Origin of the sequence: uncultured Winogradskyella sp. (assembly GCF_947498005.1) — a bacterium.
Lineage (GTDB): Bacteria > Bacteroidota > Bacteroidia > Flavobacteriales > Flavobacteriaceae > Winogradskyella.
Window position 1 is genome coordinate 512,606 of the sequence record NZ_CANMIW010000001.1, and the last position, 11,825, is coordinate 524,430.

Genomic DNA, 11,825 nt, shown 5'->3' on the forward strand with positions numbered 1-11,825 from the left:
ATGAGAGCTATTACCTTCTTACTTCTATGTTGTTTAAGTTTTATGGGCTTTTCGCAAAATGACGCTATTTTTGCTGAGGCAAATGCACTGTATAATAACGGTAAATACGCCGAAGCTATAGATAAATATGAATCTATCTTAGGTTCAGAACAACATTCTGCGGAGTTGTACTATAACCTTGGTAATGCAAATTATAAACTGAATAACATTGCTCCTAGTATTTATTATTTTGAAAAAGCTTTACTACTAAATCCTAATGATAAGGAAATACAAAACAATTTAGCGTTTGCTCAAAACATGACCATAGATGCTATAGACAGCGTTCCTAAAGTTGGCTTTTCTAGACTTATCAATAATTTAGTAAACACATTTAATACAGATACATGGGCGAAAATAGCTGTGGCTGGCGTTTTATTATTTGTAGTTATATTTTTGGCTTATCATTTTTCTTATAATACTTCCAAAAAACGAATAGCCTTTGTAACGAGCATTGTTAGTTTACTAATAGCTTGTTTTTCGGTTGCTATGGCATTTCAGAAATCAGCAATAGATAAAAAGGATAATCCAGCTATTGTATTTACTCAAGAGAGTAGAGTAAAAACAGACCCCAACCAAGCAAGTGAAGAAGTGTTTAGGTTGCATGAAGGTACCAAAGTTTACGTTATAGAATCTTATGAAGATTGGAGTAAAATTCAACTTTCAGATAACTCAACAGGATGGATTCCTGCAAAAGATATTAAATTATTAAAGATTTTTTAACACAAAAACAGTAATTGCATATTATATTTGCGGCTTATGCAAAAAAGTACGAAATATAGAATTGCCGTTTTTTTCACCATAATTTTTATGGCTCTTATATCGGCACCAACTATAATTTCATCTATCGATGATTCTATAGATATTACGTGTTTTTTTAGTATAAGTGAAGAAGAAGAAAATAATAATGCAAAACTTCTTTTTGATAAAGATCATCAAATTTCAGAATCGTTATTTGAAGATCCTTTACCTACTAATTTCATTGGGTACACCTTTAAAAACTACTCAATACCACATCTCAATTTAATTTCTCCACCACCCGATTTTATTTAATAATTGTATTGTTAGACCTATAGTGTCTGTCCCTAATTAATTATTAAATCAACTATTGAAAAGAATTCAATAGTATAAATCATTATAACAAATGTTTAAAACATTAAAAAACGACCTACCAGCAAGTGTCGTTGTATTTTTCGTAGCATTACCTTTATGTTTAGGTATTGCTTTAGCTAGTGGAGCGCCTCTATTCTCTGGTTTAATTGCAGGTATTATTGGAGGAATAGTAGTAGGAGCCTTAAGTGGTTCTAAAATTGGTGTTAGTGGACCTGCTGCAGGTTTAGCTGCTATTGTATTTACTGCCATTCAAGATTTAGGTTATGAAAGTTTCTTAGTCGCTGTAGTTTTAGGTGGTGTTATTCAATTAATTTTTGGACTTTTAAAAGCTGGAGTTATTGGGTATTATTTTCCATCTTCTGTAATTAAAGGCATGCTAACAGGTATCGGAATTATAATTATCTTAAAGCAAATTCCTCACTTTTTTGGGATGGACAAAGATCCTCAAGGAGATTTTGCCTTTCTACAAATAGATGGCGAAAATACATTTACAGAGCTTTTAAAAGCTATAAATGCATTAATTAGTGGTAACGTAAGTGTTGGTGCAACCGTTGTTGCATTAATCGCTATGGTTATTTTATTGTTATGGTCTAATGTACTTTCTAAAAAAGGAAAGTTTTTTCAAATTGTTCAAGGACCTTTAGTTGCAGTGGCTGTTGGTATAATTTTTTATGTTTTAACATTAGATACAAGTTTAAATATTTCTATGGATCACTTGGTAGCAGTACCAGTACCAGATGATTTTGATAGCTTTTTAGGACAATTTAATTTTCCGGAGTTTGGAGCTATTACAAACCCTGCAATTTGGGTTACGGCATTTACAATTGCATTAGTGGCAAGTTTAGAAACTTTATTATGTGTGGAAGCTACAGATAAATTAGATCCTCATAAAAATGTTACACCAACGAATAAAGAGTTGTTTGCACAAGGAACAGGTAATATCATCTCTGGACTTATTGGAGGTTTACCTATCACACAAGTAATTGTAAGAAGTTCTGCTAATATTCAATCTGGTGGTAGATCAAAATTATCAGCAATAATTCATGGATTCTTATTATTAATTTCTGTTATTTTAATTCCTACCCTTTTAAATAAAATTCCTTTATCAGTTTTAGCAGCAATTCTATTCATTGTTGGTTATAAGCTAGCAAAACCTGCCTTGTTTAAAAAGATGTACGATTTAGGTTGGAAACAATTCATCCCTTTTACAGTAACTGTATTAGGAATTGTATTTATCGATTTATTATACGGAATCGGTTTAGGTTTATTAGTAGGTATCATTGTAATTTTATTAAAAAGCTACCAAAACTCTCACTTCCTTCATATACAAGATAAGAGTAACGGTAAACATAGAATTAAAATGGATCTTGCAGAAGAAGTAACGTTCTTTAACAAAGGTGCTATTTTAAAAGAATTAGATAGTTTACCAAGAGATACTTATTTAGAACTCGATGTTACTAAAACAAGATATTTAGATCATGATATTATTGAAATTCTTGATGATTTTGCATTTAAAGCAAAAGAAAGAAATATTGATATTAAGTTAATTTCTAAACGAGGGATTGTAGAAAATCCACCTAGTTTTATTGAGTTTTTTCAATTGAGGCCAAAATCTAATATTAGTTTAAGTTAAGAATATGAAAGCGGCAAAATATAAAATATTAGTGCTTTCAGATTTTAAAAAGACGGTAAATACGCTATTAGATAACAGTGTTAGTTTAGCAAAAATGATTAATGCAGAAGTAGCATTATTTCATGTTAAAAAACATATTGATATCGTAGGTGGAGACAATCAATTATCTGCTATTAGAGCCTTAAACGAAGAGCATAATTCAACCAAAAAAACGATTGATACAGTTGTAAATACGTACAGACAAGATTACGATTTAAAAATTAGTGGTAGTTATGCCTTTGGCAAAATAAAAGAAGAGATTCTTAAGCAAATAGAGAGTTATCAGCCAGATGTTATTGTTGTAGGCCATAGAGTAGCTAATCCTATTCAATTTATTGGAGATAGCTTAACTAAGTTTATTTTAAAAAAATTTAAGGGCCCAATAATGATATCTTCAGATAAGAACGTATTACAACCTAATAAAAAATTAACCTTAGGAGTTTTTAATGATTCTAATAAATTTTTTGAAACTGAATTTTCAAAAGATGTTATAACACATACAGAATCGCCATTAAAATCTTTTAAAATTACAAATAGTCAAAATGTAGACACCAATAGTAATGTTATTAAAAAACAGGACATGGTAGAGTACATTTTTGAACAAAATTCTAATACATTAACAACACTCTCATCCTTTATTTTAAAGAATAATGTGAATTTATTATGCGTAGATAGAACACCAGAAAATAAAAGCAATACTAAACAAGCACCATTAAAAGACGTGCTGAGTAAGCTAAATGTTTCGTTATTAGTATCTAGAGCGTAATAAAAAAGAGGTATATTAAAACATAAAAAAACAAAACACATGAAAGCACATACAAAAGAAACACAAACAACAATGACTCCTGAAAAAGCAGTTCAGTTTTTACAAGAAGGAAATGAGAGGTTTCAAAATAATTTAAAAGCTAATCGTAATTTATTAGAACAAGTTAATGATACTAGCGATGGACAATTTCCGTTCGCAACAATTTTGAGTTGTATAGATTCTAGAGTGTCTGCAGAATTAGTATTTGATCAAGGTTTAGGCGATATCTTTAGTGTTAGAATAGCAGGTAACTTTGTAAACGAAGACATTTTAGGAAGTATGGAGTTTGCTTGTAAATTAGCTGGTACTAAATTAATTGTTGTATTAGGACACACAAGTTGTGGTGCAATAAAAGGCGCTTGTGATCACGCAGAAATGGGTAACTTAACTAAGTTGATAGAAAAAATTACACCTGCAGTTAATGCTGTAACTACACCAGAGGATGAAGGCTCTAGAAATTCTAAAAATTTAGAATTTGTGAATGAAGTTTCTAAGAAAAATGTAGAATTAACTATAGATAGAATTCATGCAGAAAGTCCAATTTTATCTGAAATGGAGAAAGCTGGCGAAATAAAAATCGTTGGTGCCATGTATGATATTAATACAGGTAAAGTAGATTTCTATTAAATACAAATTAATGAAAATTAAAAGATTGAGAAAGAAAATTAAAATTGCAGCACTAGCCATCGCGTTAGTGCTGCCTTTTTTTGCGCTAGCCCAAGATAGTAACTTAGGAAACTGGTTAATTTATATTGGTAATAAAAAATTGAACTCTAAATGGAATATCCATAATGAAGTTCAGTATAGAAATTATAATGCAATTGGCGACTTAGAGCAATTACTCTTGAGAACAGGTGTTGGCTATAATATTACGGAAAATGATAATATTTTATTAGGATATGGCTATATTTTATCTGAGAATTATATAGGTGAATCAGATGATAAAGTGTCGGTGAATGAACATCGTATATTTCAACAATATACTACTAAGCAAAAAGTTGGTAAGGTAGCTCTTAGTCATCGTTACCGATTTGAACAACGTTTTGTGGAGAGTGATTATAAAATGCGTTTTAGGTATTTTTTAGGCGTAAAAATTCCGTTGCAATATAAAGAAGAAGGTGAGAACCCGTTATATGCCTCTATGTACAATGAGATTTTTTTAAATACAAAATCTTCAGTATTTGATAGAAATAGAGTATTTGGTGGTATAGGTTATAAATTTTCTGACGCACTTAGGTTAGAATTAGGTTATATGAACCAATTCTTTGAAAATTCTAGCAGAGATCAAGTTAATGTAATAGCCTTTGTTAATTTCTAAAAAAATAATTCGCTTTAATTTTATGTTCTATAAGATTTAGATTACTTTAATAAAAACTAACAATCAGTTATGAAGAATTTGTTTTCGAATATAAAAGGTGATGCATTTGGAGGAATAACTGCCGGAATAGTTGCCTTACCCTTAGCGTTAGCTTTTGGAGTTTCGTCTGGTTTAGGACCAGAAGCAGGTCTTTATGGTGCAATTTTTATAAGTTTCTTTGCAGCACTATTTGGAGGTACAGCCACACAAATCTCTGGCCCAACAGCACCTATGACTGCTGTAAGTATGGTTGTCATTGCAGGTATCGTAGCTGCCAACGACGGTAGTGTTGAAAAAGCCTTACCAGCTATATTAATTGTGTTTTTAATGGCTGGACTGATACAAATAGGATTGGGCTTTTTAGGCTTGGGAAAATATATACGATATATTCCATATCCAGTAGTTTCTGGCTTTATGACAGCAATTGGTGTTATTATTCTTTTAACGCAAATTTTACCATCTATTGGGTACTATCCTAAGGAAGATGCCGAGTACGTGGAAAAATTTAAGCCTCAAGCAGAAGAAGTTATACTCGAGAACATATTGAAAGAAGAAGCCGGCGAAGGTATTTTGGTGCTCGAAAATTTTAAAGAAACCATAAAACGGTCCGACCAGATTACTCCAGCTCAAATTTTAACTGAATCACAAACCTTAGCAGCCAAAGAAGCTTCTGGTACAGTTGGTGCCATTAAGGTCTTGCCAAGAGCATTAAAGAATATTAATTGGTTAGAACTTGCTTTAACATTAGGAACTATATTCATTATTTATGGCTTTAAACGCGTCACTACTGTGATACCAAGTACATTGGTAGCGCTTGTTGTGATGTCCGGAATTGCCTATGGTTTCAAATTAGGTTATAGACCTATTTCTCAAATTCCAGGAGGCATTCCAGTTCCTAGATTAGAAATGTTTACGACATTTAGTTTAACGAGTGTTACACCATACATTTTTACAGCATTAACTTTATCGCTTTTAGGTGCTATAGATTCGTTGTTAACAAGTGTGGTTGCGGATAACATGACAAAAACGAAACACAAACCCAATAAGGAATTAATTGGTCAAGGTATTGGTAATAGTATTGCAGCTGTTTTTGGTGGAATTCCAGGTGCAGGAGCAACCATTAGAACGGTTGTTAATATTAATGCAGGAGGAAAAACCAAATTATCTGGTATGATTGCAGGTGTTATGCTTCTGTTGATTATGCTAGCTTTGAGTGATGTAGCTTCAAAAATTCCAGCAGCCGTTTTAGCAGGTATATTAATTACAGTAGGTATTGGTGTTATGGATTATAAAGGATTAAGAGCAATACCAAGTTTGCCTAAGGATATCAAATTTGGACCTTTAAAATTAAGTTCTGAAGTATTAATAATGTTGGTTGTTTTAGTGTTATCTACATTTTGGGATTTAATTTATGCAGTAGGTATTGGCTTAGTTATAGCATCACTAATGTTTATGAAAAAGATAGGTGATTTAACGGCAGAACGCTCTGATGTAAAATCTCTAAAAGAAGAAGCATGGGCAGATGAAGGTAAATTCCCAGAAAGTTTAAAAGAAGAGGTGTTTATTAAGCACTTAAAAGGGCCATTGTTTTTTGGTTCTACGAGTGATTTTCAGGCCTTAACAGAACAGATTCCTAACACAGCAAAAACCGTTATTTTAAGATTGGGTAGAATGCAATATATGGACCAATCTGGTTTATATGCAATGGAAGATATGCTCCAAGATTTAAAGAAGAAAGATATTGAAATACTATTTGTTGGACTCCTAAAACAACCAAGATATATGATGGAACGAATTGATATAATTCCAGATTTCATCCCGAATGAACATATTTTCGAAGATTTCAAAACCTGTTTAAATTGGGTAAATGATAACGTTGATGATATATATTAGTGCAAATCATTTGAATTAAAAAATAGAACATTATTTTAATTAGAATAGGTGTTTAAAGCTACAGTTGGAGTTTTAAGAGGAGGCTTCTTCCCTAATTATAGGCTCATCTTCACTCTTAATTAAATTAGGGAAAATCATAGGTGCCAAAGATTTTACAGGTTTGTAAAGCATACTTTCTTCTAAATCTTCTTGTTCCATAAAAGGCAACGTATTGTTCATTTTATGAAAAACAATTAAAACAACACTTAGAATTAAGCCTATTTTAAGCGCTCCAAAAACACCACCTGCTAGTTTGTTAATAATGCCAAGCGCAGCAAAATCTGCTAGTTTAGTCAATGCTTTACCAGCTAACCCAATAGCTAAAACTATAACAACAAATGTAATAGCAAAAGCAACGATATTAATGGTTCTTTCTTCCCAATCCACTTTAGACTCTAAAAATTCTGCAGCGAAACCACTAAAATGAATTGCACCGTAAACACCTAGAACCAATGCAACTAAAGACGCAACTTCTACAAAAAGGCCTTTAAATAAGCCTCGGACAAACCCAAATAGTAAAAGGGCTGCCAAAACAATATCAATAATACTCATACAACTAGCGGTTTAGACAAAAGTACATGAATTTTGTCATTTTAATATAATAACGTAATTGAAGATACTTTAGTTTATTAACTTTGAAGCTTGATACGATTTTGAACGTAAAGTTAAATTTGAACACAACTTAAAACTTTAAGTTTTCAAATAATAATAAAAAAGGATTCCTGTTTTCGCAGGACGAATACATGGCAAGAGACGAACAATTAAAAGAGCGATGGAATTTGGTGGTAGAAAAACTCTCTAACCAATTTGCTGATGGAGATCAATTAGATCTCGATTCTATAATTTATTTGATAGGCGTACAAGAACTAGGTCAGCTTCATAGAGAATACAAAAAAGACCAGAAGTTAGATTTAATGCATATTGCAATTTGTAAAATTTTAGAACCTTATGGTTTTTATGAATTTGATTTTGTTGATGATGACGGTTGGCCACATTATAAAGTTTTAGCACAATTGCCGCATCTAAAGGCAGGAGAGCAAAGTGTATTAATGAAAGAAGCTATTGTAAATTATTTTGTAGAAACGGAATATATAGACTAGTTTCAACGGTATACAACTACAATAACTCATAAAAAAAAACTAAATTTGCCGACTCTTAAAAGAGATACTGGATTAAATTCAGCACAAGATGATAGACAAGATAAAAGAACTTATAGCAGAAGCAGAAGCTTTTAAAGCGCAATCAAAAGAAGAGGTTGAAGCTTTTAGAATTAAATATTTAGGGTCCAAAGGCCTTTTAAAAGAATATTTTGCTGAGTTTAAAAATGTAGCGAACGATCAAAAGAAAGAATTTGGCCAAACAATTAATCAGCTTAAAAAAACGGCTGAGGACAAAGTAAATTCCTTAAAAGAAGTCCTAGAAAACGAAGAGGAAGATAAAGGTATTTATGGCGATTTATCTCGTCCTGGAGAGCCTATCTCTATTGGAGCACGTCATCCTATTTCTATTGTTAAAAATGAAATAATAGACATCTTTTCTCGTATAGGTTTTAACGTAAGTGAAGGGCCAGAGATTGAAGATGATTGGCATAATTTTACAGCATTAAATTTACCAGAATATCATCCGGCTAGAGATATGCAGGATACGTTTTTTATTCAAACAGATCCAGATATATTATTACGTACACATACAAGTTCTGTACAAGTACGTTATATGGAAAATAATCAACCTCCAATTCGTACAATTTCTCCTGGTAGAGTATATAGGAATGAAGCTATTTCGGCACGTTCTCATTGTTTTTTCCATCAAGTAGAAGGTTTATATATTGATAAAGATGTGAGTTTTGCAGATTTAAAACAAACGCTGCAATATTTTACTACAGAGATGTTTGGGAAATCTAAGATTAGACTGCGTCCTTCATACTTTCCATTTACAGAACCAAGTGCTGAAGTAGATGTATATTGGGGATTAGAAACTGAAACTGATTATAAGATTACCAAAGGTACTGGTTGGCTAGAAATTATGGGTTGTGGTATGGTAGATCCAAATGTTTTAGAAAATTGTGGAATAGACTCTAAAGAGTATTCTGGTTTCGCTTTTGGGATGGGAATAGATCGTATTGCGATGTTATTAAATCAAATTAGTGATATTAGATTGTTAAGCGAAAATGACGTCCGTTTTTTAGAGCAATTTAAGTCTGCCTTATAAGCTTTGAAGAAAGATATAAAAATACCAGAAGTAAAAGATGTTCATGTTGCAGTGGTAAAAGAGCAACATTTAGAATATAAAACTCAAGACTGGAACGCTTACATCATCAACAATAGCGATAAAGATTTAGAAACAGTTCTTATTGTATCTAGAGGTTACAACGATAAAAAGTTAACACCTTTAATGCGACATACCATTGCTAAATTACCTGCAAGAAGCTACGCTAAAATTGAATATCTTCAAGAAAAGGTACTAGAACTTAATAACGAGTTTAAAATTACGTTTTTTGAAGGTAATCAAATGTTTGATAAGACCTACGTGTTTAGAAAAAACACCATTAATGAAAAGGCGCTGCAAACTATTCCTTTAATGCAGCTAAAAGGTATTTTAGTAAAGTAATTCTTGAATTTTTAACGCTTAATATTTCACTAAAATTAAATGCCTGATGACCGAAAGCTAATCAAGCTTATCCGTCAATTTTTTAAACACCTTCTTAGCATCTTTTCCTTCATATAAAATAGAATGAACAGCATTAATAATAGGAAGTTGCGTTTTTTTCTTGTTCGTTTTATTTAATTCAAAAGCACTTTTGGTTGCATAAAAGCCTTCTGCAACCATATTCATTTCCATCTGAGCAGATTTTACAGTATAACCTTTACCTATCATATTACCAAACATTCGGTTCCTTGAGAATACAGAATATCCCGTTACTAACAAGTCGCCTAAGTACGCTGAGTTATTAATGTTACGCTTCATCTTGTGCATTTTTTTGATAAAGCGTTTCATTTCTCTAATGGAATTACTCATCAATACACTCTGAAAATTATCGCCATAGCCTAAACCATGTGCAATACCTGCAGCGATAGCATAAATGTTTTTAAGCATCACAGCGTATTCTATACCAATGATATCATCACTAATTTTTGTTTTTATATAATTACTCGATAAATTATCTGCTATGTTTTGTGCTTTTTCTGCATCAGCACAAGAAATCGTTAAATAAGATAAACGTTCTAAAGCTACCTCTTCAGCATGGCATGGACCAGCAATAACAGCAATGTTTTCAAATGGAATATTATAGACATCATGAAAATGCTCACCAACTAATTTTCCTGTTTCTGGCATGATACCTTTTACAGCAGATACAATGGTTTTATTGCTAATATCTGTATTTAATTTTTCTAATTCTGCATGAATAAATGCAGATGGGATTACAAAAATGAGAACATCTGCCCAATCTGCAATTTCATTAATATCATTACTTAGTTTTAATTGTTCAGTATGAAACTCTACAGAACTCAAGTAACTAGGATTGTGTTTTTCTTTTAGAATATGTTCTTTTGCATAAACACTTCGCATATACCAGCCAATTTCATTTTGGTTTTCACATAGCATTTTTACAATGGCAGTCGCCCAACTTCCGGCACCAAAAACAGCATATTTTGTGGTATTATTCATAGAATTAAATCGATTTAGTATATCAAATGTAAGGAAAATTTAAAGAATTAAAATTTGCTTTATTTTACTTTGATTATCAGTAATTAAGCGTTGTGTTGCTTGGCATTATTCATTTTATGTCTTACAAAAAAGACCACTAATTACCTCTTAAATTATTTTTTTGGCACGCGTTTTGAAACTATACATAATGTAACCCTAAAACCATTAGATTATGAAAACTTTAAAATTACTATTAGGATTTGCATTAGTTGCAACACTTTTTACATCTTGTTATTTAGAAGACGTACATTATAATGATGAACCAGCAATTTCATTAAATCAGTTATTAAATTCTTATGATTTATGGTATGTTGATATTAACCAAACACAAGGTTATGGAGAAACACCGTTTTTACAGATAGCTTTTACAGTATCATTTCAAAATGGTGTAATGTATGCTAATAATAATTTAGTTGGTATAGGAAGTCAAGGGAACGGCTTTGGTGTACAGATAGGTACATATGATGCCTACGATATGATTTTAGATGTTAACCATATTATTGACGGTTATGATAGTTTTGATGTGTACCAAGTAGATTACAACACTATTGAATTGTATAATCCGTTTAACGATACATCCTATTTCTTAGAAGGCTACCAACGTTCTAACTTTGATTACGATTTTGTGTTTTATGACAATATTCATTATTTCTTACAAGAATATGAAGCTTGGGAAAAAACATATACAAGCAATTATGGAGCCTTAAATGATTTTGATAATGAAAATTATTTACAATTTCTATCTGGTGGGAATGATGACACTTTTAGAAGTTCTCAAGATGCTAATATTAACAACATCAATAATATATATTGGGATTTCATTGGGAATTATAGTGTAGGAAATATGTCTGGCAATATGTACCAAAAAACATTAACATTAGATTATGATTTCTTTGACAATGAATTCTTCCAACTTAACGTTATTAATGATAGTAAGATAGAGTTGTACCATTCAAATTCTGGTACAGTTTACGAGTTTAAAGGCCGAGGATATATTCAGTATTACAGAGATGCACCAACAGAAGGTAAATCAAATATACAGACAGACGAACTTAAAAAGCGTAAGCAAACAACAAATAGAGTAGAGAATACTAGAGAAAATACAAGAAGTATTTAGGAATATATAGATACAAAAGAAGCTAAATTTTGGTTGGTTATTTAGTTTCAAAACGCTCAGACAAAACACTTGTTTTTCTGAGCGTTTT

At 31.5% G+C, this 11,825-nt stretch carries 13 protein-coding genes; 11 read left to right on the forward strand and 2 right to left on the reverse strand.

The genetic code is table 11. The features are described from left to right. From Q0891_RS02235 to Q0891_RS02265, 7 genes are all read left to right on the forward strand, one after another. Positions 1–759: a tetratricopeptide repeat protein gene (locus Q0891_RS02235; RefSeq protein WP_299098434.1), complete on the forward strand. Its 759-nt coding sequence runs from the start codon at positions 1–3 to the stop codon at positions 757–759. 87 nt (positions 760–846) lie between these two features. After that, positions 847–1,089, forward strand: a complete 243-nt coding sequence (locus Q0891_RS02240) for a hypothetical protein (RefSeq protein ID WP_299098435.1) — start codon at positions 847–849, stop codon at positions 1,087–1,089. Between the two features lie 91 nt (positions 1,090–1,180). Then, positions 1,181–2,782, forward strand: coding sequence for a SulP family inorganic anion transporter (locus Q0891_RS02245; RefSeq protein WP_299098436.1), 1,602 nt, complete (start codon positions 1,181–1,183; stop codon positions 2,780–2,782). Positions 2,783–2,786: 4 nt separating this feature from the next. After that, entirely contained in the window at positions 2,787–3,587 is an 801-nt protein-coding gene (locus Q0891_RS02250) for a universal stress protein (protein ID WP_299098437.1), read from the forward strand. Between the two features lie 39 nt (positions 3,588–3,626). Further along, positions 3,627–4,253 (forward strand): carbonic anhydrase family protein, encoded by a 627-nt coding sequence (locus Q0891_RS02255; protein WP_299098438.1) that lies wholly within the window; start codon positions 3,627–3,629, stop codon positions 4,251–4,253. Between the two features lie 10 nt (positions 4,254–4,263). Beyond that, a complete protein-coding gene (locus Q0891_RS02260; RefSeq protein WP_299098439.1) occupies positions 4,264–4,944 on the forward strand; it encodes a DUF2490 domain-containing protein in 681 nt (226 codons plus the stop codon). Between the two features lie 69 nt (positions 4,945–5,013). Next, entirely contained in the window at positions 5,014–6,876 is a 1,863-nt protein-coding gene (locus tag Q0891_RS02265) for a SulP family inorganic anion transporter (protein ID WP_299098440.1), read from the forward strand. A gap of 72 nt (positions 6,877–6,948) precedes the next feature. Here Q0891_RS02265 and Q0891_RS02270 read toward each other — a convergent pair whose 3' ends face one another. After that, positions 6,949–7,467, reverse strand: coding sequence for a CvpA family protein (locus Q0891_RS02270; RefSeq protein WP_299098441.1), 519 nt, complete (start codon positions 7,465–7,467; stop codon positions 6,949–6,951). A 191-nt stretch (positions 7,468–7,658) separates the two neighbouring features. Between Q0891_RS02270 and Q0891_RS02275 the strand changes: the two genes are divergently transcribed. From Q0891_RS02275 to Q0891_RS02285, 3 genes are all read left to right on the forward strand, one after another. Further along, positions 7,659–8,015 (forward strand): hypothetical protein, encoded by a 357-nt coding sequence (locus tag Q0891_RS02275; protein ID WP_299098442.1) that lies wholly within the window; start codon positions 7,659–7,661, stop codon positions 8,013–8,015. A gap of 88 nt (positions 8,016–8,103) precedes the next feature. Next, positions 8,104–9,123, forward strand: coding sequence for a phenylalanine--tRNA ligase subunit alpha (gene pheS / locus Q0891_RS02280; protein ID WP_299098443.1), 1,020 nt, complete (start codon positions 8,104–8,106; stop codon positions 9,121–9,123). A gap of 3 nt (positions 9,124–9,126) precedes the next feature. Further along, positions 9,127–9,522: a hypothetical protein gene (locus tag Q0891_RS02285; protein WP_299098444.1), complete on the forward strand. Its 396-nt coding sequence runs from the start codon at positions 9,127–9,129 to the stop codon at positions 9,520–9,522. Between the two features lie 57 nt (positions 9,523–9,579). Here Q0891_RS02285 and Q0891_RS02290 read toward each other — a convergent pair whose 3' ends face one another. After that, on the reverse strand, positions 9,580–10,581 hold the full coding sequence (locus Q0891_RS02290) for an NAD(P)H-dependent glycerol-3-phosphate dehydrogenase (protein ID WP_299098445.1): 1,002 nt from the start codon (positions 10,579–10,581) through the stop codon (positions 9,580–9,582). Positions 10,582–10,792: 211 nt separating this feature from the next. On the opposite strand from Q0891_RS02290, the gene Q0891_RS02295 reads away from it, so the two are divergent. Further along, positions 10,793–11,737 (forward strand): nicotinic acid mononucleotide adenyltransferase, encoded by a 945-nt coding sequence (locus Q0891_RS02295; RefSeq protein ID WP_299098446.1) that lies wholly within the window; start codon positions 10,793–10,795, stop codon positions 11,735–11,737. Positions 11,738–11,825 lie beyond the last annotated feature (88 nt).